This is a genomic window from Pseudomonas sp. GYB4201, from assembly GCF_056312595.1.
The window spans coordinates 70,458-97,217 of sequence record NZ_JBWGIG010000003.1; the positions used below are offsets into that span (position 1 = coordinate 70,458).

Sequence of the window (26,760 nt, forward strand, 5' to 3'; positions counted from 1 at the left end):
CTTGGGTCCAGCTAGGGCCTGGCAACAGCCCTGGTTTGCCTGCAACCAACCGACATGAAAGCCGGAGAAGCAATTAACCTTACAATCATACTAATCCTATATCTGATTAATCGTCAATACGATTGTACTGATTAAGAAAGCCATTGGGGAGCGGTTGGGAGAGGTGCTGGGATTGGCGGCGGGCAAAAAAAAACGCACCTGCCCTGCTGTGGGGCCAACAGGTCAAGTGCGTTTGAACGCGTGGAGCAGATCAGTTAACGCCTGGGTACCCTCCTCCCCCATACATTGCATCGACCGCCTGGCGATCGGTCTGGCCATCACGGCATTTAGGCAAGGCTTCGGCAAATTCGATCTGCTTGGGCTTTTTGTACGAGGCCAGACGCTCACGGCAGTGCTCGATTATCTGCGCCGCATCCAGCGACTGCCCCGCCCGCAGGACAACCACAGCCTTGACATTCTGTGACCACACCGGGTCGGGCACGCCGAGTACGCAAACGTCGAGCACCTGCGGTAGCTGGCGCAGACAGCCTTCGACTTCCGCGGGGTAGATGTTTTCCACCCCTGACTTGATCATGGTGGTCTTGGGGCCCACGAAAGCGATGGAGCCGTCAGCCAAGCGCTTGCCCAAGTCTCGCGTGCGATACCAGCCGTCCCAAGTGCGCTGCTGGTTTTCCTCCAGACGATTGAAGTAACCATTCATGACTTGCAGCCCGCGCACCTCGATCTCGCCCGCCTCGCCCGGAGCCAGCTCGTTCCCCTGGTCATCGACAATGCGGACCTGGACCAGCGGCGACGGTCGCCCCGCCCCTTCGCCTCCCAACCACCCCATCACCGCAAAGCCCATGATTTCGGTCTGGCCATACAGGACAGGCTTGCGATTGAGGGGAGCCGAAGCAGGCATGACCAGGGGATTGGTCCACTCGGGGGCCAGCGGCGAGCTCCACAAGCTGGCGGTGTCGTAGCTGCCATCGGCATTGAGCTGGCGGATCTGCTCCAGCGTCGGATGAGCAACAAAAGCATGCGTGACCCGTTCGGCCTCAATCAACCTGAGCATATCTTGGGCATCGACCCGCGGCAGGAAGACATTTTTTCCACCAAACAGGAACGTCGACAGCGTCGTGACCAGAGTCCCCAAATGAAACAGTGGGCCAGAGTTGAGAAATACTGAGGACTCGCTGACGCTTTCCGCGTATGCCACCATGATGCCTTGGTAAAGCAGGGTCGAGTGGCTCAGCAAGGCAGCATTGGGATGCCCTGCGAAGGCAGCGGTATAGATCGCCAACAGTGGCCACTCGGCATCCACCTGCTGCTCCTGGCGTTGCTCGTCGAAGCCAGTCAACCAATCTTCATAACCCCCTTCACCGTCCAGATCGGACTGTATCCAGGTGCACGGATGTCGAGCCAGTGCACGGGCGGCTTGTACGGTTTGACCGATTTCCGCCTCTTGCCAGATCACCACCCGCGGGGTGAAGTCATCTATCACGAAGGCCATTTCATGTTCGCTCTGGCGCCAGTTGGCAGGGCAGAACACCGCGCCTATGCGCGCGGCGGCCAACAGGCATTCCACTACGCGAAAAGAGTTCTGGCCCAGCCACAGCACATGGTCGCCCTGCTCCAGGCCCGCAGCCTGCAGGGCATTGGCCAGGCGGTTGACCCTGCGATCGAGTTGCGGCCAGGTCAGGCGCCGGTCCCCATCCACCAGCGCATCGAGCAAGGGTCGCGAACGACGGTGTTCACTGAGCACATCGGCCAGCCCATGCTGGCGGATCTGCCGATAGGCATCTGTCTTCAACGTCGGCTGCATGTATTGAGCTCTCCCCTATTCAGGCAGGATGCGTGGGCCAGGGTTGCCGCAGCGACACCCTGAGTGAATGACGCGCGCTTTGACGCCGGTCCTATAGGCCTGGAACGGCTGGCAGCGCTCTAAACGACTGCTGATAACCACTTCGCCGTCTTGCTCATCGACCAGCCATTCGAAGCGATCAATGTGGGCACCTTCGCCCGCGCTGCACTCCACCGCCACTGCTGGTCCCAGCTCCAGGCACCGGTACAGTTTCAGACCAGGCGTGCCGACCAAACTCGCGTATGCCTGGGGCCACGCCCACAGAATCATGCCCTGGAACAACTGCTCGGGCTGCAAGCCCATACCGCGCAATCCATCGAGAGTCGCCTGGGTAATGCCATAGACGCCCGCCAGCTTGAAGCGACGGACGATGGACTCCACACGCTTGGCGTCGTACAGCGACGAGTCGGCCGACACAGCCACCATGTTGTACTGCATGATCGCCCGTTCCATCCCCAGGGCCTGCACGCCTTCGTCGAACAATGCCGTCACCATCAGGTTTTGGCCGCTGCGAAAATGAAAGGTGCTCAGCACCTTGAGCATCGCCCGGGTCCAGCGTTCGGCTTCAAGCGCTGAATAAGCCAGGCTCTGGCGAGCACCGCTGGCATCGTGGAACCGCCCCACGGCCATGGGAGGCATGGCAAACGTCGGTTGTGCACTGTTCATGATTTCACCACCCTTGGAATCTTGTTTGGCGGGCCGTTCTTGAGCAAATCGGCATTGGCCACGGCCTGGACCTTAAGCGGAATCTGCAGAATCCCGGCCAACGTGTCGGCGATGCGCACCTCCAGGGCTTCGACACTGTCCTGCAACGCGGTCTCGTCATACCCCACCCGCAGGATCAACAGGTCCACTTCGCGTTGCGGCCGCACCATCTGGAACAGTCCGCTGCGCGCCTCAGGAAATTGCTCCAGCAACGGGAAGACATCCATCGGCAAAATGGAGCGGCCAGCGACCCGCATTTCGTCGCTCTTGCGGCCGATGGGCTTCAGGCGGCCGTGGGTGCGACCGCAACTACACGGTTTGCGGGTGAATTGGATCAGGTCGTCGGTACGGTATCGAATCAAAGGAGCGACATCGTCAAGCAGCGCCGTCACCACCAGTTCGCCCCGCTCGCCGTCGGCGACGGCCTCGTTGCCGGCTGGGTCGAGATGCTCGATCAGCGCCAAGTCTTCCCAGGTATGCATGCCATCGTGGGCACGGCACTCCATGGTAGTGGCGATATCGCCCAAGGAGCTGAGTTCAAAGATTTCCAGCCCCCACGACTCGACGACGTGCCGAAAATGCGGGCTCATGGGTTCGCCGCCAAATACCGCGCCGCCATAGGATGAAAAAGCCTCGCGCAGATCGTCACCGGTTTCCTTCTGGTAGCGCTGCAAGGCAACGATCAGGGGCGTTGAAAGCATGAACAGCGCTTTGGGTCGAAACTCACGAGACGCCTTCACCAAGTGCGGCATCTGGTCAGGAAGGTGTTGCAAGGTCAGCGGTCGCATACCGCAGTCCAGCCACTTGTCAGCGTTCAAACCTTCACGAAACGTGAACAGCGCATAGGTGAAATAGTCAGTGGGCCGCACACCCATGTGCCACAACTCGCGCTTGAGCCCTGCAATCGCCACGTGATATTCACTGCGTGGCAGCGGCGTGGGGTCACCCGTGGTACCGGAGGTGAAACCCACGCCACGCAAGTGCGGTGGCCCTACACAGGTCAGGCCGCCATAGGGATCGCCGTGGCGGTCACGAAAATCGCGGATGGTGTCCTTATCAATGAAAGGCACCTTTTCGCGAAAATCGGCCAGGGAGCGAATATCCTCCGGGGTGATACCTGCTTTGTCCCATACCTCGCGTACCAATGGCGATTGGTTGTAGGCGTAGGGCAACAACTGCAGTATACGGACCTCCTGCAACCGTTCGATGTCCTCGCGCGGCATGGTTTCGACCGCTGGGTCGAAGAACCTGTCGTCATCTAGTCTGCTCATGGCTTGTCCTTGTTATTGTTTGACTGTCACCGATCGCTGGATGAGTTACTGGAATTGCGGCAACGGCAAGCGGAACAACCGCGCCGCGTTGCCACCCAGAATATCGGCCTTTTCCTGTTCACTGATGTCTATGCCATCGAACAGCCCGGCGATGATGGCCTTGGAATGCGGGAAAGTGCCCTCGGCGTGGGGGTAATCCGATGCCCACATCAAGGCCTGGGTGCCGGTAACCGCACGGGCCGCGATGCAAGCCCGATCATGCTGGAATGACGCCTTGACCTGGCGGCGAATGATTTCGCTGGGCTTGACCGACAGCTTGGGTTGCACAAAGGCGGCGTGGGCGTGATACACCTCGTCCATGCGTTCAGCCAGGGCGCCAAGCCAGCTGGCACCGCACTCGATGATCGCCACCTGGGTCCGTGGGTTACGGTCCAGTACCCCACCTGCCACCAGATACGTAACAGTGTCGATACCATCATTCATCTGGCGCGTGTAGTTGACCACTGCCGCACCCGGCCCACGTTCGTGGATCACGGTCTCAAGGCCAGTGCCAGTGTGCATCACCAGCACGATGCCCAACACACCAGCCTCATGGAAAACCGGGTCCCAGGCGGGGTCGTTGTACTTGGGCACCCCGCTGGGCGTAACTGACGGCAGCATTGCCGCCGTGAAGCCCAGCCGCGCCACTCGTTTGATCTCTTCGACGGTATGGCGCAGGTCGCGCACCGGCAAAATGGCGCAGCGCACGAAGCGGTCGAGATGCGCCGAGAAAAAGCCATTGTTCCAGTTGTTATAGATCTGCGTGGTGGCGTACTCGGCCTCGACATCCTTGATGGCGTAGGCCCACAGGCCCAGGCTGGGGAAGCAGATTTCGGCGTCGATGCCGTCTTTGTCCATGTCCTGCAGGCGGCCTTTGAGGTCATGCAAGCCGACACGTTTAACCCCTTCGATATCGACCACATTAAGGCGCATCTTGAAGATCACCTCCTCGTCGGTACGGGTAATAAGTGTCTCGCCTTCGCGAACGGCATGAATGGCATGTCGGCGTAGCGAAGCAGGCAACCCTTCACGGAACAGGTCATTGGGCTCACGCACATGGGAATCGGCACTGAAGATGAAATGGCCAGCCATGGTTGGACAGTCTCCGTCGAGTTGAACCAGGGCGAATGATCGCCTCAGGGAGGCAGCGGGCAAAGTCGGCATGGTTACCCCAACGTACCGGCCACCACTAAAAAACGCTTAATCATTGTGCTGATTATCATTGCATGGCGGATTACCGCTGTCCATAAGTGGCGAGGCGTACCCCACGCTTTTATCGACCGCTTGGGAAACCGCTGTTTGCCTCCCACCCTCCTCTGAAATGCGGTAGCCCTTTATTTTCGGGCACTGCAAAGACATCTGGGGCAAAGACAGGAACGCTGACGCTGACAAATTATTTGCTTAATCATACAGCTCATTGATACGATAAATTTCATCGCACCCCTTGCCCGTTGTTCGGCGAGCCCTGTGAACCTGTGACGAGAGCCATTGACCATGACGTTAGACCTCGCTTCAAGCATAAGCAGCGTGCTCACGCTGGCACCTGATGCCCCCGCCCTGGAATATCAGCAGCGCTGGTACAGCTGGGGCGAGGTAGGCTTGATCATGCAACAGGCCGAAACGTTGTTGGCCGACCTGCCGACAGGAGCGCCGGTGGGCATCTTGCTGCGCAACCAGCCCGCCGCAGTGGCCATGTTGCTGCAGGTACTGGCCAGCCGCCGCTGCGTGGTCACTCTCAATCCGTTTCAATCTGCAGACAAGATTGCCCAGGACCTTGAGGCATTGGCCGTGGATGCAGTGATCGCCGACGAACAGGACTGGCACGCACAAGCACTGCGTCAGGCGGTCGCCAGTAAAGGCTGCCAAGCGTTGAGTATCAGCTCCGCAGGTACCTTGCGGGTCGGCCCATTGGCCGGCCACTGCGTGAACCCTCAGCGCCTGCCAGCTCCACTGCAGCAGGGCATTGCCATATTGATGCTGTCCAGTGGCACCACGGGGCCGGCCAAGCGTATCGCCCTGCCCTACAGCAACCTGGAGCATTCGCTCCTCGATGCCGCGCACTATGAAGACAACAAGAACAAAGGGCAGCAGGCGCTGAAAACATCACCGGCCATGCTGGCAATCCCGCTGGTGCATATCGGCGGCATGTATGCCGCCGTGGCCGCGGTGATCGGTGGGCGCTCGATCATCATTCTGGAAAAATTCTCGGTGCACGAATGGACCCAAGCAGTGAGTCAGTACAAACCGAAGGTAGTTTCTTTGCCGCCTACCGCCATTCGCATGATCCTGGACGCAAATGTCGCCCCCCACGAGATTGCCAGCCTGCTGGCAATCCGCACCGGCAGTGCGCCGCTGGACCCGCAACTGCAGATCGACTTTGAGCAACGCTATGGCGTTCCGCTGCTTGATGCATACGGTGCTACCGAATTTGCCGGAGCAGTGGCCGGCTGGAGCCTGCGCGATCATCAACGCTATTCAACCACCAAGCGCGGATCGGTGGGCAGGGCGCAACCGGGCTGTGAAATGCGGGTAATCGATCCTGACACCGGCAGCGCCCTAGGTACCAACACCGTAGGCCTGCTCGAAGTCCGCTCCCCCCAGGTTGACGCACAGCGTTGGGTACGGACTACAGACTTGGCGGAGATCGACGACGACGGTTTCCTGTTCATACGCGGACGCAGCGATGCGGCCATTATCCGCGGCGGGTTTAAGGTGCTGCCACGCGATGTTGAACAGGTGCTGCGCGAGCACCCGGCCATCAATGAGATATGCGTGGTGGGGCTGGCTGATCAACGCTTGGGCGCGGTACCGGTCGCAGCCCTTGAATTGCGCCCTGGGGCAACTCTGGACGAACAAGAACTGGTGGCTTACGCACGCAACAAACTGGTGGCCTACCAGGTTCCGGTGCGCTGGCAGGTGGTGGAAAAGTTGCCTCGCACACCTTCGTTGAAGATCAGCCAGCACGAAGTGCGGCTGTTGTTCACCGCGACCCAAGACCTGCAGAACGCGGCGGTGGCGCAATGAGCGACCAGGAAGCCCTGCTGACGCACCTGGACCAGGGCGTGCTGACCCTGACCTTCAACCGGCCTGAGCGTCTCAATGCGTTCAATCCAGCTCTGATGCGCGCATTCTCGGTGGCCGTTCGCGAGGCGGGGGCCAATCCCGAGGCCCGTGTGGTGGTGATCACCGGTGCCGGGCGAGCGTTCTGTGCAGGAGGCGACCTGAGCGGCGACAAACCTCAGGACAAAGGGCGCGAGCCGTCCCGCCCGCGAGCGCCCGACAGCCTGGCAACGCGCATTGACTGGCTGCGCCGCAACATGGACGCCACGCGCCTGCTATTTGAAATGCCCAAACCGACTATCGCCATGATCCGGGGCGCCACGGTATCGGTGGGTATGGCTATCGCTGCAGCCTGCGATTTTCGCGTGGTCTCCGACAACGCCAGCTTCATCACCGGGTTCGCCAAGGCTGGGCTCTCCGGCGACTACGGCGTCAGTTACTTTCTGACCCGACTGCTGGGCACCGCCAAGACCCGGGAGCTGATGTTCCTGGGTGACAAGATCAAGGCCGAAGAAGCCCTGCGCATTGGCCTGGCCAGCCAGGTGTGCCGGGACGACGAACTGTTGTCCAACACTGCCGAGCTGGCCAGGCGCCTGGCCGGCGGCTCGCCGATCATCCAGCGCTATATCAAGCAGAACCTCAACGCGGCACTGGAGATGCCTTTGCCGGCATCCCTGGATCTGGAAGCGACCCTCAATGTCCTGTCGGCCCAGACCAATGACCATAAAGAAGCGGTGCGCGCGTTCATGGAGCGTCGCGAGCCGGTATTCAGCGGCAGCTGAAACCTCCCTTACCTGCCTGATCTGGAGCGCTTATGTCTGACCAAACCCTGACTGAAGATTTCAAGAAAGCCACTGCTTACGAGCTGACCGACCACGACATCGAGCGTGCCCGTTTGTTGTTGGGCGTGGACGTGGCCAGCCGCGACCAGGAACAGATTGGCACCGCGACGCAGGACAACATCCGTTCGTTTGCGTACGCGTGCGGCAGTGACAACCCGCTGTTCACCAACCCCGAGTATGCCGCCGGTACCCGCTGGGGTTCGGTGATCGCACCGTCAATGATGGCCGGGGTAATCAACCGCCCCATGCGCGGCGACCCCATGGACCCGGAACTCAAGGCCCAGACCAAGAGCCTTTTCCGTGGTATCCACATGTTTATCTCCGGCGGCGAGTGGACCTTTTTCAAGCCTATCTTTCCTGGCGATACGCTGTACAGCTTCGGTGGTGAGGACGGCCTGGAAGTCAAACAGTCGGAATTTGCCGGCCGATCACTGACCCGATTCAACAGCCAGATCAAGGTCAATCAGCGCGGCGAAGTGGTGTCGGTGTACCGCTACCGGGCAATCATGACTGAACGTAAGAAGGCCCGAGAAACCGGCAAGTACAAGGACATTCGCCCGGCCGAGTACAGCGATGAAGATCTGGCGCGTATCGACGAGATCTACAGTGCCGAGACTTCCCGTGGCGCGGCAGTCCTGTATTTCGACGATGTCAGCGTCGGCGATGTACTGCCTGCCGGCGCAAGTGGTCCGTTGACGGTGACCGACGTGGTCAACTTCCATGGCGGTGGTTATGGCTGGGTGCCCTATGGCCTGCGTACCGGCCGCCTGTGGAACCTGAATCGCAAACGCATCGCCCCCTTCTATGTGAAGAACGCCCAAGGCATTCCCGATGTAGCCCAGCGCCTGCACTGGGACAGCGAATGGGCCCAGGCGATCGGTAACCCCATGGCCTATGACTATGGCGTAATGCGGGAAAACTACCTGTTCCGCTACCTCACCGACTGGGTAGGCGACGCTGGCTGGGTATACAAGCAGTATGACGAGATTCGCAAATTCAACTACATGGGCGATACCCAGTTCATCAGCGGCGAGGTCGTAGGCAAGCGCGAGGAAGATGGCCTGAACCTGGTCGACGTCAAGTTGAAAATGACCAACCAGCGGGGCGAGGACACCGTGCTGTGTGACGCGGTGGTAGCGTTACCCTCCCGTGCTCAGGGCGCACTGGTACTGCCCGAACCGCCAACCGACCTCAAGGTGCGTGCGGCGCGCATGATGGCCAGGCACTGGGAACTGAGCGCCGGGAAGCCTGCGCCATGAACACCGTCCATGATCATTTGCAGGCGCTGGCCGACTATCGCCGGGAAGTCGCTGACTTCCTCGCCCGGGAGTGGCACCCGAAAACCACCGACAAGGGCGTGTTCCGGGGCTTGGCCATTGAACAGGGATACTTGTACCGCACCGTCCCCAAAGCTTACGGCGGCTCCGAACAACCTGCCGATTTGGCCCGTGCACAAGTGATCCAGGAGGAGTTCGCCCGTGTACGTGCCCCCATGGAGGTTCCCGGCGTGGGCACGGGCATGCTGGTGCCCACCCTGCTGGCTTGTGCCACGCCCTGGCAGAAGGGGCGCTTCATCGCTCCTACGCTCAAGGGGGAGATTCGTTGGGCCCAAGGGTACAGTGAACCCAACTCTGGCTCCGACCTGGCATCCATTCGCACCAAGGCTCGCCTGGAAGGCGATCACTGGGTCATCGACGGGCAGAAGATCTGGAGCTCTGGCGCCGACAAGGCGCACTTCATGTTCATGCTGGTGCGTACCGAACCCGAGGCGTCCAAGCATGGCGGCATTTCCTACCTGCTGATAGACCTGCGCCAACCAGGCATTACTATTCGCCCGCTGCGACAGATCAATGGCAGCGACGAATTCAGTGAAGTATTTTTCGATGGTGCCCGGACTCCCGCCGATTGGATTGTGGGTGAACGCGGCGAGGGCTGGAAGGTCTCCAAGACCACCCTGTCGGCCGAACGCTCGGGCTTCATTGGCGCCGCCGAAAGCTCTGTCACGCTGCACCGCAAGTTGCAGGAGCTGGCCAGTCGGCATCTGCTCGATGGCCAACCGGCGATCCGCGATCCACGGATCCAGGACCGACTGATCGTTCTCGAGGGCATGGTGAGTGCCCATTACCACAATGTGCAGCGCCAATTCGCCTTGCGCCTGGCTGGCCAGGAACCGGGCAACGTGGCCTTGATGAACAAGTTGATCGTGACGCGCATCGCGGCAGAAGTGGCTGACATCGGCCGCGACATCCTCGGCGATGCCTTCATGCTCTCGCCATTCGGTCGCGAGGCCGAAGCAGGCCCGGAAAAATGGCTGAACCAGTACTTAGGTTCGTTGGGCATTGCCATTGCCGGTGGTACCTCGAACATTCAGCGCAACGTCATCGCCGAACGCGGTTTGGGCCTGCCCCGCGACAGCGTCGCGGCTCAATGAGGAGGCACTTGCCATGAACTATCTGCTCAACGACGACCAGTTGGCGTTCCAGCAAACCGCTCAAGACTTTCTTGCCGACCATGCCGATTCGGCGGTGTTGCATCACATCGCCGATCGGGGCGCAGGTTGGCAGCAAACGCTGGCCGAACTGTGGCAGGGATTTGCCGACCTGGGCTTCACGGGGCTGCTGGTGCCCGAACAATGGGGGGGTATCGGCCTGCAGGTGGCCGATGCCGCATTGGTTGCCGAGACCCTCGGTGGCGCAGTCGCGCCTCTGCCCTTCAGCCCTCACCAATTGGCGTGCTTGGCGCTTGTACGCGCGGGCAGCCCGGAACAACAGGCACGCTGGCTGCCGGCGTTGGCAAGCGGCACCGTGGTCGGCACAGTGGCACTGCACGCCGCCGCCCCGGCCTGGCAGCCGGCCGGCTGGCAGGCACAGCCTGGCGCGGCCGGCCAGGCTGTTTTTGAGTTCGTCCCTGTTCCTGGGCATGCGGTACCGGTGCTGGCGATTGTCGGCATCGCCGGGGGTGGCCTGGGATTGATAGAGCCCGATGCCCCGGGCCTGAAGTGGCAGCCGCAAGCGTGCATCGATCCCACCGCGTTCTTGGCCACCTTAAGCGTGGAGCAGACGCAGATCCAGCCACTTCCCGCCGGTGAAGCCCACGCACGCACGGTGATTGCTGCCGGCCATGCCCTGCTGGCTGCCGACGCGTGCGGCGGCACAATCCGCTGCGTGGGCCTGGCGGTGGACTACGCCCGGATCCGCGAGCAGTTCGGCGTGCCGATCGGCCAGTTTCAAGCCGTGAAGCACCAGATCGCCGACATTGCCCTGGAAGGCGAGCCTAACCGTCCGCTGTGCTGGCACGCGGCCCAGGCCGTGGACACACAGGAGCCTCTGGTGCCGCGCCTGGCCGCCTTGGCCAAAGCCCACCTGAGTGATGCCTACCTGCGCACAGCGCGCCGGACCATCGAACTGCACGGCGGATTTGGCTACACCTGGGAGGCCGACCTGCACCTTTACCTCAAGCGCGCCATGTTCGGTTCCGCCTGGCTCGGCAGCGCCGTGCAACTGAGGCGCCAATTGTCCTGACCGTCGAGACGCCTGCCCCCTTACAACTTCAACAACAAGGATATTCATGATGCGGCCATTCATCTTCAGCTGCGATGCTCATATCGTCGAACCCCCGGACTTGTTCACCAAGGGCCTGCCAGAGCACTTGCAACACTGGGCCCCCAACGTTGCCCTGGACGAAGCCAAGCGCATGCGCCTGAACCGACTGGGGGAAAACGTGATCTTCAAGATTCCCTTGGACTTCCATGCGCACAAGGTCGGCGACTCCAACGATCTGGACGTGCGTCGCCTGGGCGCGCGTGACCTCAAGCTGCGTTTTGCCGACATGCAGCGCGACGGCGTCGACGCCGAGCTGGTTTTTCCAAGCCTGGGCCTGCTGGTGTCACGCATCCCCGATCGCGACGCCGCCCGGGAAGCGTGCAAGTTGTACAACGATTGGGCATGGGAGTATCTGGATGGTATCCGCTCTACCCTCATTCCCGCAGCCATCATTCCCCTGGTGACACTGGAAGACGGCATCGCCGAGCTCAAGCGCGTGATAGGCATGGGCTACAAGGCCGTGATGATGCCGCCGGCGGGACTGGAGTCGGCTCCGCGTTACAACGATCCGGCCTGGGACGAATTCTTCGCCCTGTGCGCCGCTGCCAAGGTGCCCATGGTTTTTCATACCGGCACCGGCAACGTTAACCTGCGCGCCATTCGCGGCCCCGGCGCGGCACTGTTCAATTACGCACGACAAATGAACGATGCCATCGATGTGATCTCGGCTTTGGTTGGGGGCGGCATCCTGGACCGCAATCCTGATGCCCATATCCTCTTCGTGGAAGCCGGCGCAGGCTGGTTGCTGGGCCTGGCCGAGCGCATGGATGAAGTGTACGAAGGCCATGCCCCTTCAATTCAACCCAAGCTGTCGCGCAAACCTAGCCAGATCGTGCGCGACCAGGTGCATTGCTCGTTCCAGAACGATCTGGGCTGTCTGCTGACACTCAAAGGCCTGACCATCGAGAACTTCCTCTTCGCCACTGACTACCCGCACAGCGAAGGTACCTTCCCCTACTCCCGGGAACTGGTAGCCGGCATGTTCGACCAGGTGCCCGAGCTCACCGAGCACGACCGCGCCGCAGTGCTGGGCCTGAATGCGGCGCGCATGTTTAACATCGACCCCCAGGAGGTAGCTACGGAAACCCAACGCGTCCTGAGCGCTTGACTGCCACGCGGCAATGAAAGCATTGCCGCAAAACAGTCACAATGATATATCTGATTAAGGTCGCGCGAAAACAATAACATTCCACCATTCGAGGATGGGACACACTATGCGCCAAGATGCTACACCGCCCCTTTCCGCCATGCCCTTGGAGGGCATGCGTGTCATCGAGCTGGCCAATGGCAAGACCGACACGGCAGCACGTCTGCTCGCCGACCTTGGCGCCCAGGTGATTCTGATTGAACCACCGCAGGGCTTGCCTCAACGCCGGGCTGCGCCACTGGTCGGCTCGGCCAGTCTGGACTTCATGACCCACCACGCCAATAAGCAAAGCCTGGTGCTGGACCTGCACACCCCCGAGGGAAAAGCGCGCTTCCAGCAGTTGCTCGATAGCGCCGACCTGCTGGTCGATGGTAGCGGCCCCCAGACCCTGGACCAACTGGGGCTCGGATTTGACGTGCTACGCACACGCAAGCCGGACTTGCTGCTGTTGTCCATCAGCGACTTTGGCGCCAGCGGTCCGTATGGCGACTACCAGGCTAGCCACGCCGTGCACGCGGCCCTTTCCGGCGTCCTCTGCCGTTCCGGGAAACCGGGCGAGACGCCGGTATTGCCGCCCGGAAAGCTTTGCTGGGAATCGGCGGCGATTCAGGCCGCCTGGGTGGCGCTGTTGGGTCATTGGCAACGGTTGCAGACCGGCGTTGGCGACCACCTGGACTTTTCCATTCAGGAAGCCATTGCCCAGGTTCTGGACCCAGGGCTGGGCGTAACCGGCAGCGCCGCAGCTGGCAAGTCGGCGCTCGACTCCACGCCCCACGGCCGTCCGCCAGCAGTGCCACTGTACCCCATCATTGCCTGCAAGGACGGGCACATGCGCCTGTGCGCACTGAACCCAAGGCAATGGGAAGCATTGCGCGACTGGCTCGGCGATGACCACCCATTCTGCGACCCACAATATTCCAATATCGCCAAGCGCATGGCGGTGGCCCCGCAGATCAACGCGCTTTGCGCAACACTGTTTCGAGATGCCACGACGCAAGAATTGCTTGCCGAAGGACAACGGCGCGGCGTGCCCATCGCGGTGGTGGCGACGCCAAGCCAAGTGCTGGCTGATGAACATTTTACTGCCCGAGGCAGCTTCCAGCCCTTCCACCTGGCTGATGGCAAGGTCGGCCAAATCGCTTCCGGCTATCTGGAAATCGACGGCCAACGGGCCGGGCCGCGTCAAGCCGCGCCAGCGCTCAACGCTCACGCCACAGACCTTTTCGCTGCCCATGTCGCGGCACCGCGCGCGCCAGCCAGCCAAAGCTTTTCTCCCACCTTCAAGCGTCGCCCGCTGGAAGGCATTCGTGTGCTTGACCTGGGTGTCATCGTCGCTGGGGCCGAAGCCGGCCGATTGATGGCTGACCAGGGCGCGGAAGTCATCAAGGTAGAGAACCGCGCCTTCCCGGACGGCGGACGGCAATCCTTGACCGGTGAGCCTATCACCCCCTCCATCGCCCAAGGCCACCGCAACAAGCAAAGCATGGGCATCAACCTGCGCAGTGACACCGGCAGGCGGCTTTTCAAGCAACTGGTGGCCAAGTCTGACGTACTGCTGTCCAACTTCAAGCCTGGCACGCTGGAATCACTGGGACTGGGTTATGACGTGCTCAAAGCCATCAACCCACGGCTGGTGATGCTCGACAGCAGTGCCATGGGCAATACCGGGCCGCAGAGCCGTACGCTTGGCTATGGCCCGCTCGTACGCGCCAGCACTGGCTTGGCCTGGCTATGGCGCGACCCGCAGATACCTGATTATTTCGCCGATGGGGTCACGATCTACCCCGACCACCTGGCGGCCCGAGTCGGGGTGTGCGGAGTGCTCGCCTTGTTGATCCGCCGCGAGCGCACTGGCCTGGGCGGTACTGTTAGCGTGTCCCAGGCCGAGATATTCCTCAATGCCAATGCCGAGCCGTTTCTGCACGAATCTCTGCAACCGGGTGCATTCGCGCTGCACGGCAATGGCTCTGCGCACTGCGGGCCTCATGGCGTGTACCGCTGCGCCGGCGAGGATCAATGGTGTGCGGTCAGCGTGCAGGACAATGGTCAATGGCAGTCGCTGGCGAATTTGATGGGCCGCCAGGATCTGCTCGACGATCCAACCCTGAGCACAGCCCAAGGCCGAGTACAGCAACGCGAGCGCCTGGACCAGGCCGTTGGCGCGTGGACGGCAGCCTTGAGTTCACGAGAGGTGATGCAACAGGCCCAAGCGCAGGGGATCAGCGCGGGTTTCATGCTCCGACTGAGCGAATATCGCGACGATCCGCAGCTGACCCACCGGCAATTTATCGCCACTCTGGAGCACCCCGGGCTACCCGCCCCCCTGCCGACCGAAAGCCAGCTTGCTCACTCGCTGCACATACCATCACCGCCCTTGCGCCCCGCACCTTACCAGGGCGAACACACCCGTGAGCTGGCTGCACGGCTGCTGGGGTTATCGCGCGCTGAAATCGACAGCCTGATTGCCGATGGCCACCTGGAAGACCAAACACAGCTGGCAGCCAAGGCCTGACATCATGAAAACTCATAAGGATTGCCCCGTGAGCGTGAACCTTCCTGACGACCAGACCCCGATCATCATTGGCGTTGGCCAGATCAGTGAACGCCTCGAAGACCCAGGCTACCACCAGTGGTCACCCACGGCGCTGGCGGCCGAAGCCGCCAGGGCCGCCTGCGATGATGCCCTATCGCTAGCCGCTTTGGCGCCCCATGTGGATGCTGTCTACGCCATCCGTACCGTGGCCGACTCGGCACCGGCGCCGTTACGACCTCAGCGCGCTCCTTTTGGCTCACCTGATAACGTCCCGGCCGCCGTTGCCGCGCGCCTTGGCCTTGAGCCGACCCTGCACGTGTACTCGCCCGCCTGCGGTGATGAACCGCAAAAGCTGATAGGGGAAATCTGCGAACGCCTGGCCCAAGGCGAGCTGCGCATGGCGCTGCTGTGCGGCGGCGAAGCCGCTTCAACACAACGGGCCGCACAAGCCGCAGGCCAGCAACTGAACTGGTCCGAACACCATGAACAGGCGCTGGAAGACCGTCACTGGAACGTGGGCGCCATGCGCACCAAGCACATGAACGACCAGAACTTGATCATGCCCACCACCGTCTACCCCTTGCTGGAGCAGGCCCGTCGCCGGCGCCTGGGGCTTGATCGCCAGGCATATGCCGAGCAGATGGGAGATCTGATGGCGCCGTTTGCCAAGGTGGCCAAGGCCAATCCCCATGCTTCGAGCAAGAAGGACTGGACCGCCACAAGCATTGCTACCCCGGGCCCGGATAACCGCATGATCGCCGACCCGCACCCCATTGCGGTGGTAGCACGCGACCAGGTCAACCTAGGCGCCGCCTTGGTGCTGACCACGGTGGGCCAGGCTCGGGCGCTCGGCGTGAGCGAGAATAAGTGGGTGTACCTACATGGCTACAGCGCGCTGGACGAACGTCAGGTACTGGAACGCCAGGACCTGGGCGCCTCTACCGCAATGGCACTGGCCTATGAGCAGGCGCTGCAGGAAGCCAACGTCAGCATTGAACAGATTTGCTACTTAGATATTTATAGCTGCTTCCCTATCGCGGTGTTCAGTGCCCTCGATGCATTGGGCATCGAAGCTGATGATCCGCGTGGACTGACCGTTACTGGAGGCCTGCCGTACTTTGGCGGGCCCGGCAACAACTACTCCAGCCACGCGCTTGTGGAGCTGGTGCATCGGTTACGCGCCGACCCGGGTTCGTTTGGACTGCTGGGGGCCAACGGCGGTTTTCTGTCCACCCATGCCGTGGGCGTCTACTCCACGAAGCCTAAAGCCTGGCATGCCTGCGACAGCAGCACCCTCCAGGCGCGGGTCAATGCACTGCCCGCGCCCGCCTTCACCCTCGATCCACACGGCTGGGGCCACGTGGAAAGCTACACCGTGCTCCACGACAAGTCCGGGCCCCGAGAGGTGATAGTGATCGGCCGCCTCGACACTACCGGCGAGCGCTTCGTGGCCAACAGTGCCCCAGGGGATGAATTGACGGTTCGCGCCTTTGTTGAGCAGGACGGTTTCGACCTTCCCGTGACCCTGCGCCATTGGCAGGGTGTCAACCGCTTTGCGATCAGCCAACTGGCCCTCGATGAGCACGTCCCCAAGACGCCTTTGACCCTACAACCGCACTACACCTACGTGAAGGTCGAACGTCGCGGTGCCGTCCTGGAAATTCAGATCAATCGGCCGGAGGTCAACAATGCGTTGATTCCTGAAGCCAATGACGAGTTGGACCAGATCTTCAGCGCCTTCGAGGCCGACAGCACGCTCTGGGTAGCGATCATCAGCGGTTCTGGTGACAAAGCCTTCTGCACCGGCAATGACCTCAAGGCCGCCTCTACCGGGCGCCGAATGTGGATGCCACGCAATGGTTTTGGTGGCTTGACCGCCCGCCTTAACCGCGAAAAGCCGGTAATTTGCGCGGTCAATGGCTATGCCATGGGCGGCGGCTTCGAGATAGCCCTGGCCAGTGACCTGGTGGTAGCCGACAGCCAGGCGCAGTTTGCCTTGAGCGAAGTGCGCGTGGGGTTGCTGGCAGGTGCCGGAGGCTTGCAGCGGCTGACCCGACAGATTCCCTACAAACAAGCCATGGAGATGATCCTCACGGGCCGTCGTGTGGGGGCTGAAGAAGCTCGCCAGCTGGGTTTCGTGAACCGTCTGACCGCCGCGGGCAAGGCACTGGAGGGTGCGCGAGCACTTGCCGAGGAGCTGTTGGAATGCTCCCCCAACTCGATCCGCCTGTCCAAACAGCTGCTCAATGAGCAGTCCCGCTACGCCAGTGAGCTGGACTCGGTGCGTGTGCCGTTCAAGGCAATCGACCGGGTGGTCAACAGCGAAGACAGGTTCGAAGGCGCCATTGCATTCGCACAAAAGCGCAAACCCGTGTGGAAAAACCGCTAAGTAGGTTTTGAACCCAACAGTCATCTCGCGGCCGGCCAGTCATCACATGATGACTGGCCGATGTCAGCCATGCTCAGCAACCTATCCTATATCCACGCTGTCAGCCCTACCGGCCAATTGGAGGGCAGAACTACCGTAAAGGCCTCTCTATCCTCGCACGCGCCCTGGCGACACTAGAATCTTGCCGAAAGCATTGGGCTGGGCCAGCGCGGCCATAGTCGCGGGCAACTCACCCAGACTGATTTCATGGGTAATCATGGGCCGAGGATTGATGCGCCCCTGGGCGAGCATCTTCAGGGTGTAACTAAAGTGCCGGGCTTCGTACATCATGCAATAGAGGATACGCAATTCCTTGAGAAACGGAATGATCCGTCGAGTGGACTCCTCATGCATGTGCAAGCCGCCAATCACCACCCGCCCGCCGCGCCGGGTCAATGCGGTGGCCAGATCTAGGCTACCAGGGCGACCGATGCATTCAATCACCAACTCGGGCGCCCCGCCCAGTTCGCGCGAACAAAACGATGCCAGATCGTCCGTCAATGGGTCACACACGGCCGTGGCGCCCAATGTGAGAGCTAGGTCACGACGCTCCTGCACTGGATCACTGACCACAATGTCACCGATGCCCAACGCGCGCGCCCACACCACCACGGCCAAGCCAACCGGTCCTGCACCCAGTACCACCAAGCTTTCGCCTGGTTTCCAGGCCGCGACCTCGACCATTTTCAGCCCCACGGCCAACGGTTCGACCAAAGCGCCTAGGGCTGAATCAACTCCGGCTGGCAGGAGGAAGGTTTCTTTCTCGCCAACCAGCACATACTCGGCGAATGCGCCATTGGCCGGCATGTTCAAGCCAATCATTCGGGTGCCAGGGCAATGCGCTGGATCGCCCCCCAAGCACTGCAGGCAGCGCCCGCAGCCCATCAGGGGCAAACTGCAGACACCGTCATGCAAACTGAAGCGCTCAACGCCGGCCCCTAGCTCGGCGACAGTTCCGGCGAACTCATGGCCTAAAACCGCAGCCTGGGCCTTATCCGTCTGAACGACGTGCAAATCGCTGCCGCAGATACCTGCACGCTCCACCTTGAGGAGTATTTCGCCCGGTCCGGGCGTGGGGACATCAATCTTCTGGACTGTAATGTGATGGCGCCCGTGCAAGATTGCGGCGTGCATGCTACGAGCGGTCGTGCCTTTACACTGCGATGACCTACAGGTCTCGCCACATTGATGGTCTACCAATGCTCTTCTCCCCGTTCCAATACTTCGGTGCCACCATCAATGCTCAGAAACTGCCCGACCATCAGGCTATTGGCTGGGCTGGAGAGCCATAACATCAGTTCGGACACTTCCTCAGGCTTGCCGTAGCGCCCAAGCACCTGCGGATGCATATCACGCACCACTTGGGCACGCACGGGGTGGTCCTTGAGTGCTAGTCCTGCCTCGGTTTCGATATAGCCAGGCGCCACCACATTGACGATGATGCCGCTGCCACCCCAACGCGGACTGACGACGGCGCGGCGCGCCCAGCGGATCAGGGCAACTTTGCTACTGGCATAAATGCCCACAGGCGTGCGCTGGTTGACCAGGCGACTTTCGCTCTGCGCTGCGGCCCTGGCCATCAGGTCCTCCGCCCGTTGCAGCGCCGCGACTTCATTGCCTGCCAGGTAGAAGTCGACCAAAGCGCGGTCATCACCACCCGAATACGCCATGCGTGAAGACACCAGCACTACCCTTGGTGCCTTTGACTTGAGCAGTAGCGGCTGCAATCCCTCAAGGATGTCCACTGAACCAAAATAATTGAGGCCGGCGCTGGTGGTATTGGAAAGCAGCATGCCGGCGCAGGTAATAACTGCATCCAGGCCTTCGCAAGCCAAGGCGTTTACCTGATCGACCAGGGATGCTCGCCCCTGCGCAGTCGACAGGTCGGCCACGACGTCGCCTTCATGCAGGTCGGCACGTAACACCCGCCAGCCGCGAGCCTGAGCCATAGCGGCCGTGGCTTTGCCGATACCATTGGCGGCACCAGTGATTAGAATGGTCCCGCTCATGCTCCCACCTCCTGAGCAGCGGCCGTTGGGATCAATGCCCCCGTCAAGGTGAACCCCTCATACCCATTGGCCGCCACCGCGTCACAGAAGCGCCGGTAATTACCGAAGCCCCCCACGAACGGCATGAATACCCGCGGTTTGCCGGGCACGTTGGCACCCGAGTACCACGAGGTGGCCTTGCGGTGCAGGGTCAACTGCGCCAGCGCCGCGACTTTTTCTACCCAGGCGTCTTCGGCAGCCACCGTCGCTTCAATCAGCGTCTTGCCCTGAGCTTGCAGATACCCCAGGCAGTCCATGATCCAGTCAACATGCTGTTCGATCCCCACCACCACGTTGGCCAGGGCGCCGGGGCTCTGGGGGCCGGTCATAACGAACAGGTTGGGGTAACCGGCGGTGGCAAGGCCAAGGTAGCAACGCGGCCCATCACGCCATTTTTCTTTAAGCGCCCGGCCGCCGCGGCCGGTCACATGAATGCGCGAGAGCGCACCGGTAATTGCATCGAAGCCAGTGGCGAACACCAGTACGTCCAGCGGAATTTCCTGATCGGAGGTCTGCACGCCGCCTTCCGTGATGCGCTCGATAGGCGTGTGCTTGAGGTTCACCAGGCTGACGTTGTCGCGGTTGAAGGTCTCCAGATACTGGCTGCCAATGCAAAGGCGCTTGGCGCCCAGCGGGTGGTCGTTGGGGCATAGTGCTTCGGCCACCTGCGGGTCTTTGACGATGCTGCGAATCTTGCTGCGCACGAAGTCCGCGGCCGTCGCATTGGCCTCTTCATTGACCAGCAGATCGTTGAACGAGCCCAGGAAGGCCAGGCCATTGATGCGGTAGTTCTCCTCATAGATAGCCTGCCGCTCCTCGGGCGTGGCAACCAGGGCGGACTTGTCGTTGAACTGGTAATGAGATCCACCGTTTGAATACCGAGTACGTTCACGAATCTGCGGGTAGATGGCCTGGTAGCGCTCGTGCTCTTCATCCGTCAGCGGACGGTTGCCAGCAGGCAGGACAAAGTTGGCGGTGCGTTGGAAAACCGTGAGGTGCGCGGCTTGTTGGGCAATCAAGGGCGCCATCTGCACCCCCGTGGAGGCCGTGCCCACCAGCCCTACGCGCTTGCCGGTGAAGTCCACGCCGTCGACAGGCCATTGGGTGCTGTGGTACCAGGTGCCCTTGAAGTTATCCAGGCCGAGAATGTCCACGGGTTTGGGCACCGTCAGCGAACCAGTGGCCATGATCACGAACCGTGCGCTGAACTGTTGACCTGCCTGGGTCGTCACGCTCCAACGCTCCTGGGCCTCCTGGAAATGCGCCTCAGTCACCCGAGTGTTGAACTGAATATCACGGCGCAGATCGAAACGGTCGGCCACGTGCTGGATGTAAGCCAGAATTTCGCCTTGGGTAGCGTAGCGTTCGGACCATCGCCATTCCTCCTGCAATTCCTTGGAGAAAGAGTAGGAATAAATCACGCTTTCCACGTCACACCGGGCACCAGGGTAGCGGTTCCAGAACCACGTCCCTCCCACGTCGTGGCCAGCCTCAAAGGCTCGAACGCTCAGGCCCTGCTCGCGCAAACGGTGAATCAGGTAAAGCCCGGCGAAACCGGCCCCTACCACGATGACATCGAAATGGCCGTGAGCCGTGTTGGCTCCAGGCAGTCCTGCATCAGTCATGGCCCAATCTCCTGGGTGTCGCGATCATATCGCTATAATTATTGTATGTATGATTTATACCTTTACCATTATTACCACGGTTTTACTGGGCCCTCAATAGCCTCATCAGGCTTGTCACCCTGGAGAAAGAGGTTGTGCAGCATGGACGCGATGGTCATCGAGGTGTCGTCGTCGGCCAGGTACTGCGGACGCTCAATGGCGATTGTGCGCACCACCAAGTGCAGGGTGCGACAGAACAGGTACAGGCGCTTCTGCGCAGCACCGCCTTCGATAGGCCCGCAGAACCTCTTGAACAACAAGCGCGCTGCGCCATCGACCGGCGGCTGGTAGGGGATGTCGGCGGGCAGTAGGCGCAAGGCCTCGTAATAGCGTACCTGCCGGCCATTGGTGTCCGGGTCGATGGCATGCAGGCGCCGGCGCAGTGCCAGCGCCTGGCGGGTGATCAAGCGAATTCCCTCGAACAGCCCGGCTTCCACGGGTAACGCTTGCATGTCCGCCTGCATGCGCTTGCCAGCTTCAACGCAATAATCGATGAAAAGCACGTCCACCAGGCTGTCCATGCTCGGGAAGTACTCATAGATCGAACTGGCGCCAACCCCCGCGTATTCCGACAAGCGCGTCAACGTCAAGGCCGAGCGGCCTTCCCATTCAAGCAAGTTGCGTGCGGCCTGTTTGAGGGCATCGACCAGTGCTTCGGAGCGCGCCTGCCGCGGCAGTTTGCGCAATTGCCCAAATTGTTCGAGCGCCTGCCCGGCATCGGCTAAGGGGATACCTTCCGGGACGGGATCGCCCGAAGGGGTGAAGCGGGTTAATACGTACCGCATGTCCGTGCCCTTCCATTGCGTCAATGCCTGAGCGAATCCGGAGCAGTCCGCAAACGCCCAGGAAAATACATTGGAAATCAACGTTGTATGAAGCTGCGCGTTTACGGAATCTCGGATAGGTAAGAATCCGTTAGATGAATAATATGAATAGCCGAAACAGACAACAACTACAACTGATGAGGTACGCCCATGCATGCCGGATACGACCTGGTACTCAAAGGCGGCAGAGTGATTGATCCTGCCAGCCAACTTGATGGCCCTTTCGACCTCGCCATCAAGAACGGGCGCATTGCCGCCATCGCTGCTGAAATAGAGCCTGGCAAAGCGACGGTGCTGGACGTGCGTGACCAGTTGGTGCTGCCTGGTCTCATTGATCCCCATGCCCATGTTTTTCGCTACATTACCGGCGTTCTAGGTATGGATGCCGATTGGGTCGGCGTGCAGTCGGGGGTGACTACACTGGTCGAGCAAGGGGGGGTGAGTGCCGCGACCTTGCCAGGTTTCCTGGAGTATGTAGTGAAGCCCAAGGCCAACCGGGTGCACGCCTTTCTGGCGCCCTATGCAGCAGGTGGCGTCGGTGGTTTTTCCTACCCTGACCAGTTTACCCCGGGCACCATTGACGAGGAGGCCAGCCTGGTGGCCTTTGAAAGCCATCCACAAACTGTCAAGGGTATGAAATTCTGGGCCGAACAGGCCAGCCTGTTGAAGTTCGGCGACGCATCGATCTGCAAAGTGCGAAGTATCGCCGACCAGGCGAACGTGCCTTTGTACGTGCACATGGGCGAGCTTTGGCGCTTGCCTCCGGAGATCCACGCCCAGTTTGCGCCGCACCGAGTATTGGAAACCATTTTGCCCTTCATGCGCGCAGGCGACGTCTTTGCCCACGCCTACACCGACCGCTTGGGCGGTTTTTTCGAGGCTGACGGCACGGTACGGTCGCTAGTACGCGATGCAATTGCCAGCGGGATCCACATCGACCTGGGCTATGGCGCGGCCACCAACTTTCAACTGCTCCGCCATGGAGTGGAGCAGCAGTTCCTGCCACACACCTTGGGCGCTGATATTCATGCCTACAACACCCGGGTGACCGCCCCGTACATCAACACCGGCGGGCGTGGGCGGTTCAATGGTTTTCCAGGCGTAGTGGCCGGCATGAACCTGCTGATGGCCTTTGGCGTGCCGTTGGAGCAAATCGTCCCCATGGCCACCTGCAACCCCGCACGGATTTTTCTGCGAGAAACCGACGGTGTTGGAACATTGGCCATCGGCGCCACAGCCGATGTCACCGTGCTGCATGACTGGCGGGGGCGTTGGCGCCTGACCGACACCGCCAACGACCAGGTCATCACCGAGCGTCTGCTACACCCGCGTTTCTGCCTACGCAAGGGTCACCTGCACGCTGCAGACTCACCGTTGCTGACCCTCCCGGAGGAAGTCTGATGAAGGTGCTCACTGCCAGTGATTTCGCGGACCTACTGGAACCGTCGGCCATCCTCGATGCCGAGCAGGCAGCACAACGCAGCGTCGCGCCCAGCCGACCAGGCCAGGCCCTACAGGTGCGCTGCCTGCTCCGCCCGTCCAGTACCGAGCAGGTCAGCGCCATTCTCAAGCGCTGTCACGCTGCTGGCCAACCGGTCACGGTGCTGGGCGGGCTAAGCGGCGGCGGTGGCTTCAGCCATCCCAATGAAGTCGCGATTTCCACTGAACGCATGAATGCTGTGGAGCAAATTGATCCCCACGCCAGCCTCGCGGTAGTGCAGGCTGGCTGCATACTGCAAGCGCTCCACGAAACGCTGGCGCCCTACGGCCTGGGATACGGCGTCGATTATGGCGGTCGTGGCTCGGCAACCCTGGGGGGCAATATCGCCACCAATGCCGGGGGAAGCCAGGTGCTGCGCTACGGCATGACCCGTGACCAGGTCCTGGGGCTGGAGGCAGTGCTCGCTGACGGCACGGTCGTGTCTTCCCTCAACCGCATGCTCAAGAACAACGCGGGCTATGATCTCAAGCAACTGTTCATTGGCAGCGAGGGAACCCTGGGCATCGTCACCCGGGCCGTCGTGCGCCTGCGTCCGCTACCCAGCAGCCACAACACGGCGCTGCTGGCGTTAACAGATTTCGACCAAGTGATCGCGTTGCTGATGCACTGCCAAAAGCACTTCGCCGAGCACCTCAGCGCTTTTGAAGTCATGTGGCAATCCTTCTACCGAGGGGCGGTAGCGCTGGATACGGCGCCGCTGTCTGCGGACTACCCGCTGTATGTCCTCGTGGAGACCCAAGGCTTTTCGGTGGGCCAGGATAGCGAGCTGTTTGAGGCGGTGCTGCAGCAGGCGTTGACCCACGAATGGATTCATGACGCAGTCATCGCCAGCTCTCAAGCCCAGCGGGAGGCACTGTGGCAAGTGCGTGAACGCGTCTTGTGGATCATGAAAGCACCCAGTTGGCACGTGTTTGACATCAGCCTTGCACCTTCGGCCATGGCGGATTACCTGGCAACGATCCAGCAATCCCTCGATCAGCACTGGGCGAATGCCGAGTTGGTGGTATTTGGCCACATCGCCGATGGCAACCTGCATGTGTTCGTGCGGTTTGATAAGGCCATACCACCCCAGACCTACGAACAGCTATGCGCCGTGCTGTACCCACCGCTCTGCGTTGTAGGCGGTTCCATGGCTGCCGAACATGGGGTAGGCCAAAACAAAGTTGAGCACCTGCATTATTCACGTACTCCGCAGGAATTGTCGCTGATGCACCTGCTCAAGCACAGCCTGGATCCCCTGAACATCCTCAATCCCGGTCGAGTGTTGAACATCGCGTCTGGCCCTGGAGAGCTTAACCATGCACATTGATATGAATGGCCGTATTGCGCTGATCACCGGTGGCAGCAAAGGCCTGGGCTTCGCTACAGCGGAACGCCTGGTGCGCAGTGGCGCGCAGGTAGCGATAGTGGCTCGCGATCCGATACAACTGGCCAGTGCAGTTGAACAACTCAACAGCCACGCCCAGGGTGCGGCCTTTGGCGTGACCTGCGATGTCACCCAGGCGACGCAAATCGATCAAGCCTTCGCCCAGGTCCAGGACCACTTCAAGAAAATCGACATCCTGATCAACAACGCTGGGGAACACGCCCACGGAGCGTTCGAGTCCTTGTCCGATGCACAATGGCAGCATGACCTTGACCTGAAGCTTTTTTCGGTTGTCCGCTTCTCCAGGCTGGCGCTCCCTGGCATGAAGCAACGACGTTGGGGGCGCATCCTCAACAGTGTCAACGTGTTTGCCAAAGCGCCGCGAGCCAACACCGCGCCCACCAGTGTCAGTCGGGCGGCAGTCATGGCCTTGACCAAGGCGCTTGCAAGTGAATGTGCCCCCTTCAACGTACTAGTCAACGCACTGGCCATCGGTATCATTGAAAGCGATCAGTTCCGGCGGGGCTATGCGGCCAACGGCGGTCACCAGAGCTACGAAGACTATCTGCGGGAAAAAGCCATCAGCCTGGGTATTCCACTGCAACGTGCAGGGTCGGCTCAAGAGTTTGCTGACCTGGCGTGCTTTCTGGCGAGCGAGGCAGGGTCGTTTATTACCGGTAGCGCTATCAATGTGGATGGCGGTATGAGCCCGGTGGTGTGAAATGAGCCGAATGACCCTGGCCCGAGCCTGCACCATCGCTGACCTTGCGCACTTGGCTCACCGCAGGATCCCCGGGTTTGCCTTTGATTACCTGGACAGCGGTGCCGGAGAAGATGCAGGCGTACAGCGCAACATCCACGCCTTTGATCGAGTACTGCTCAAGCCCCGCTACCTCAGGGGCCTGGATGCAGGCAAGGTCAACACGCAGACCACGTTGTTTGATCAAACGTACGCTTGGCCCATCGGGATCGCACCCACCGGGATGAACCATCTCATCTGGCCGGGGACCGATCAGGTCTTGGGGCAGCTGGCCGATCGCTACGCAATCCCCGTGGTGAACAGTACATTGGCGAACCTGAGCGTCGACAAACTGGCTGATCTCGCCCCTTCGATGACCTGGTTCCAACTCTACGCGCGCAATGACAGCGTGCTGAACCAGTCATTGTTGAAGAGAGCCTGGGATGCCGGGGTAAAGGTGCTGGTTGTCACGGCAGATCTGTCGAGTGCCCCTAACCGCAACCGCGATGCCCGCAACGGTTTTGGCGTTGCAACCTTTCGCCTGAGCCTGGGGGCGGCCGGATCGGCGCTTAGCCGGCCTCGCTGGTTATGGCAGTGGCTGAGACATGCTGCGCCAAGCTTTGAAAACCTGAGCCCGTTGATCGGCAGCGGCAGTGGCAATCCCGTGCTGCAGGCCCTGGCGCGGCAAACCAAACAGGATCTTTGCTGGAACGACCTGCAGGATCTGCGTCGCGTGTGGCCCGGCTATCTGGTAGTCAAGGGTATTTTGACCCCTGAAGATGCTCGGCAGTGTGTCGAATGTGGTGCCGATGGCATCTGGGTATCCAATCACGGGGGACGTCAGCTTGAATCTGCGCCGGCGGCCTTGGACTGCCTGGAAGACATTGTGAGCGAAATGGGTGGATGCGCCAAAGTACTGTTTGATAGTGGCGTACGCAGCGGAGAAGATGTAATAAAGGCTCTGGCACTGGGTGCCGACTTCGTCTTCAGCGGCCGCAGTTTCTTGTATGGCTGCGCGGCCGCTGGCCCTTCGGGCGGCGAAAAGGTCATGGCGCTGTTTACCCGGGACATCCGTCGCACATTGGCCCAGATCGGCTGCGCGTCGATCGCCGAGCTTGACCGCAGCTGGATTCACAAGGCATGACGCC

Annotated in this window: 20 protein-coding genes; 12 read left to right on the plus strand and 8 right to left on the minus strand. The window is 60.9% G+C overall.

Going from position 1 to position 26,760, the window contains the following annotated elements; translation table 11 throughout:
• Window positions 1–250 precede the first annotated feature (250 nt).
• From AC0Z2B_RS03765 to AC0Z2B_RS03780, 4 genes are read right to left on the minus strand one after another with little or no spacing between them, the layout of a single operon-like run.
• Window positions 251–1,804, minus strand: a complete 1,554-nt coding sequence (locus AC0Z2B_RS03765) for an AMP-binding protein (protein ID WP_475505547.1) — start codon at window positions 1,802–1,804, stop codon at window positions 251–253.
• Window positions 1,805–1,819: 15 nt separating this feature from the next.
• Window positions 1,820–2,509 (minus strand): phenylacetate--CoA ligase family protein, encoded by a 690-nt coding sequence (locus tag AC0Z2B_RS03770; protein WP_475505548.1) that lies wholly within the window; start codon window positions 2,507–2,509, stop codon window positions 1,820–1,822.
• Entirely contained in the window at window positions 2,506–3,819 is a 1,314-nt protein-coding gene (locus AC0Z2B_RS03775) for a phenylacetate--CoA ligase family protein (RefSeq protein WP_476295203.1), read from the minus strand. Before AC0Z2B_RS03775 ends, AC0Z2B_RS03770 begins: the two co-directional genes overlap by 4 nt.
• 45 nt (window positions 3,820–3,864) lie before the next feature.
• The gene (locus AC0Z2B_RS03780; protein ID WP_475505550.1) at window positions 3,865–4,950 is read right to left on the minus strand and encodes an amidohydrolase family protein; all 1,086 of its coding nucleotides are present in this window, start codon (window positions 4,948–4,950) and stop codon (window positions 3,865–3,867) included.
• A 402-nt stretch (window positions 4,951–5,352) separates the two neighbouring features.
• Here AC0Z2B_RS03780 and AC0Z2B_RS03785 point away from each other — a divergent pair, with 402 nt between their 5' ends.
• The 8 genes from AC0Z2B_RS03785 to AC0Z2B_RS03820 all read left to right on the plus strand — a co-directional run bounded on the left by AC0Z2B_RS03785 (window position 5,353) and on the right by AC0Z2B_RS03820 (window position 17,431).
• Window positions 5,353–6,882 (plus strand): class I adenylate-forming enzyme family protein, encoded by a 1,530-nt coding sequence (locus AC0Z2B_RS03785; RefSeq protein ID WP_475505551.1) that lies wholly within the window; start codon window positions 5,353–5,355, stop codon window positions 6,880–6,882.
• On the plus strand, window positions 6,879–7,700 hold the full coding sequence (locus tag AC0Z2B_RS03790; RefSeq protein ID WP_475505552.1) for an enoyl-CoA hydratase: 822 nt from the start codon (window positions 6,879–6,881) through the stop codon (window positions 7,698–7,700). Before AC0Z2B_RS03785 ends, AC0Z2B_RS03790 begins: the two co-directional genes overlap by 4 nt.
• Window positions 7,701–7,732: 32 nt before the next feature.
• Window positions 7,733–9,019 carry an FAS1-like dehydratase domain-containing protein gene (locus AC0Z2B_RS03795; protein WP_476295204.1) on the plus strand — a complete coding sequence of 429 codons (1,287 nt, stop codon included), beginning with the start codon at window positions 7,733–7,735 and terminating at the stop codon, window positions 9,017–9,019.
• Complete coding sequence (locus AC0Z2B_RS03800; protein ID WP_475505554.1) at window positions 9,016–10,191, plus strand: acyl-CoA dehydrogenase family protein; 1,176 nt, start codon at window positions 9,016–9,018, stop codon at window positions 10,189–10,191. Before AC0Z2B_RS03795 ends, AC0Z2B_RS03800 begins: the two co-directional genes overlap by 4 nt.
• A 13-nt stretch (window positions 10,192–10,204) precedes the next feature.
• Entirely contained in the window at window positions 10,205–11,281 is a 1,077-nt protein-coding gene (locus AC0Z2B_RS03805) for an acyl-CoA dehydrogenase family protein (protein ID WP_476295205.1), read from the plus strand.
• A gap of 46 nt (window positions 11,282–11,327) precedes the next feature.
• On the plus strand, window positions 11,328–12,470 hold the full coding sequence (locus tag AC0Z2B_RS03810) for an amidohydrolase family protein (RefSeq protein ID WP_475505556.1): 1,143 nt from the start codon (window positions 11,328–11,330) through the stop codon (window positions 12,468–12,470).
• Between the two features lie 154 nt (window positions 12,471–12,624).
• On the plus strand, window positions 12,625–15,021 hold the full coding sequence (locus AC0Z2B_RS03815; RefSeq protein ID WP_475505557.1) for a CaiB/BaiF CoA transferase family protein: 2,397 nt from the start codon (window positions 12,625–12,627) through the stop codon (window positions 15,019–15,021).
• A 28-nt stretch (window positions 15,022–15,049) separates the two neighbouring features.
• Complete coding sequence (locus AC0Z2B_RS03820; protein WP_475505558.1) at window positions 15,050–17,431, plus strand: enoyl-CoA hydratase-related protein; 2,382 nt, start codon at window positions 15,050–15,052, stop codon at window positions 17,429–17,431.
• A 147-nt stretch (window positions 17,432–17,578) separates the two neighbouring features.
• Here the strand turns inward: AC0Z2B_RS03820 and AC0Z2B_RS03825 are convergent, their stop codons facing one another.
• From AC0Z2B_RS03825 to AC0Z2B_RS03840, 4 genes are all read right to left on the minus strand, one after another.
• Complete coding sequence (locus AC0Z2B_RS03825; RefSeq protein WP_475505559.1) at window positions 17,579–18,604, minus strand: zinc-dependent alcohol dehydrogenase; 1,026 nt, start codon at window positions 18,602–18,604, stop codon at window positions 17,579–17,581.
• A 59-nt stretch (window positions 18,605–18,663) separates the two neighbouring features.
• Window positions 18,664–19,479 (minus strand): SDR family oxidoreductase, encoded by an 816-nt coding sequence (locus tag AC0Z2B_RS03830; protein ID WP_475505560.1) that lies wholly within the window; start codon window positions 19,477–19,479, stop codon window positions 18,664–18,666.
• Entirely contained in the window at window positions 19,476–21,143 is a 1,668-nt protein-coding gene (locus AC0Z2B_RS03835; protein ID WP_476295207.1) for a flavin-containing monooxygenase, read from the minus strand. Before AC0Z2B_RS03835 ends, AC0Z2B_RS03830 begins: the two co-directional genes overlap by 4 nt.
• 71 nt (window positions 21,144–21,214) lie before the next feature.
• Window positions 21,215–21,967 (minus strand): TetR/AcrR family transcriptional regulator, encoded by a 753-nt coding sequence (locus tag AC0Z2B_RS03840; protein ID WP_476295208.1) that lies wholly within the window; start codon window positions 21,965–21,967, stop codon window positions 21,215–21,217.
• 189 nt (window positions 21,968–22,156) lie between these two features.
• On the opposite strand from AC0Z2B_RS03840, the gene AC0Z2B_RS03845 reads away from it, so the two are divergent.
• From AC0Z2B_RS03845 to AC0Z2B_RS03860, 4 genes are read left to right on the plus strand one after another with little or no spacing between them, the layout of a single operon-like run.
• The gene (locus AC0Z2B_RS03845; protein WP_476295209.1) at window positions 22,157–23,407 is read left to right on the plus strand and encodes an amidohydrolase family protein; all 1,251 of its coding nucleotides are present in this window, start codon (window positions 22,157–22,159) and stop codon (window positions 23,405–23,407) included.
• Complete coding sequence (locus AC0Z2B_RS03850; protein ID WP_476295210.1) at window positions 23,407–24,816, plus strand: FAD-binding oxidoreductase; 1,410 nt, start codon at window positions 23,407–23,409, stop codon at window positions 24,814–24,816. Before AC0Z2B_RS03845 ends, AC0Z2B_RS03850 begins: the two co-directional genes overlap by 1 nt.
• Window positions 24,806–25,594: an SDR family oxidoreductase gene (locus AC0Z2B_RS03855; RefSeq protein ID WP_476295211.1), complete on the plus strand. Its 789-nt coding sequence runs from the start codon at window positions 24,806–24,808 to the stop codon at window positions 25,592–25,594. Before AC0Z2B_RS03850 ends, AC0Z2B_RS03855 begins: the two co-directional genes overlap by 11 nt.
• 1 nt (window position 25,595) lies before the next feature.
• Entirely contained in the window at window positions 25,596–26,756 is a 1,161-nt protein-coding gene (locus AC0Z2B_RS03860; RefSeq protein ID WP_476295212.1) for an alpha-hydroxy acid oxidase, read from the plus strand.
• The last annotated feature ends 4 nt before the right edge of the window (window positions 26,757–26,760 follow it).

Excerpts from the sequence above, each read along its gene's own strand:
- AC0Z2B_RS03810 (WP_475505556.1), top strand. The coding sequence starts at position 11,328 with ATGATGCGGCCATTCATCTTCAGCTGCGATGCTCATATCGTCGAACCC.
- AC0Z2B_RS03850 (WP_476295210.1), top strand. The coding sequence starts at position 23,407 with ATGAAGGTGCTCACTGCCAGTGATTTCGCGGACCTACTGGAACCGTCG.
- AC0Z2B_RS03800 (WP_475505554.1), top strand. The coding sequence starts at position 9,016 with ATGAACACCGTCCATGATCATTTGCAGGCGCTGGCCGACTATCGCCGG.
- AC0Z2B_RS03780 (WP_475505550.1), bottom strand. The coding sequence starts at position 4,950 with ATGGCTGGCCATTTCATCTTCAGTGCCGATTCCCATGTGCGTGAGCCC.
- AC0Z2B_RS03845 (WP_476295209.1), top strand. The coding sequence starts at position 22,157 with ATGCATGCCGGATACGACCTGGTACTCAAAGGCGGCAGAGTGATTGAT.
- AC0Z2B_RS03795 (WP_476295204.1), top strand. The coding sequence starts at position 7,733 with ATGTCTGACCAAACCCTGACTGAAGATTTCAAGAAAGCCACTGCTTAC.
- AC0Z2B_RS03835 (WP_476295207.1), bottom strand. The coding sequence starts at position 21,143 with ATGACTGATGCAGGACTGCCTGGAGCCAACACGGCTCACGGCCATTTC.
- AC0Z2B_RS03860 (WP_476295212.1), top strand. The coding sequence starts at position 25,596 with ATGAGCCGAATGACCCTGGCCCGAGCCTGCACCATCGCTGACCTTGCG.
- AC0Z2B_RS03840 (WP_476295208.1), bottom strand. The coding sequence starts at position 21,967 with ATGCGGTACGTATTAACCCGCTTCACCCCTTCGGGCGATCCCGTCCCG.
- AC0Z2B_RS03825 (WP_475505559.1), bottom strand. The coding sequence starts at position 18,604 with ATGCACGCCGCAATCTTGCACGGGCGCCATCACATTACAGTCCAGAAG.
- AC0Z2B_RS03855 (WP_476295211.1), top strand. The coding sequence starts at position 24,806 with ATGCACATTGATATGAATGGCCGTATTGCGCTGATCACCGGTGGCAGC.
- AC0Z2B_RS03775 (WP_476295203.1), bottom strand. The coding sequence starts at position 3,819 with ATGAGCAGACTAGATGACGACAGGTTCTTCGACCCAGCGGTCGAAACC.
- AC0Z2B_RS03815 (WP_475505557.1), top strand. The coding sequence starts at position 12,625 with ATGCGTGTCATCGAGCTGGCCAATGGCAAGACCGACACGGCAGCACGT.
- AC0Z2B_RS03805 (WP_476295205.1), top strand. The coding sequence starts at position 10,205 with ATGAACTATCTGCTCAACGACGACCAGTTGGCGTTCCAGCAAACCGCT.
- AC0Z2B_RS03765 (WP_475505547.1), bottom strand. The coding sequence starts at position 1,804 with ATGCAGCCGACGTTGAAGACAGATGCCTATCGGCAGATCCGCCAGCAT.
- AC0Z2B_RS03790 (WP_475505552.1), top strand. The coding sequence starts at position 6,879 with ATGAGCGACCAGGAAGCCCTGCTGACGCACCTGGACCAGGGCGTGCTG.
- AC0Z2B_RS03785 (WP_475505551.1), top strand. The coding sequence starts at position 5,353 with ATGACGTTAGACCTCGCTTCAAGCATAAGCAGCGTGCTCACGCTGGCA.
- AC0Z2B_RS03770 (WP_475505548.1), bottom strand. The coding sequence starts at position 2,509 with ATGAACAGTGCACAACCGACGTTTGCCATGCCTCCCATGGCCGTGGGG.
- AC0Z2B_RS03830 (WP_475505560.1), bottom strand. The coding sequence starts at position 19,479 with ATGAGCGGGACCATTCTAATCACTGGTGCCGCCAATGGTATCGGCAAA.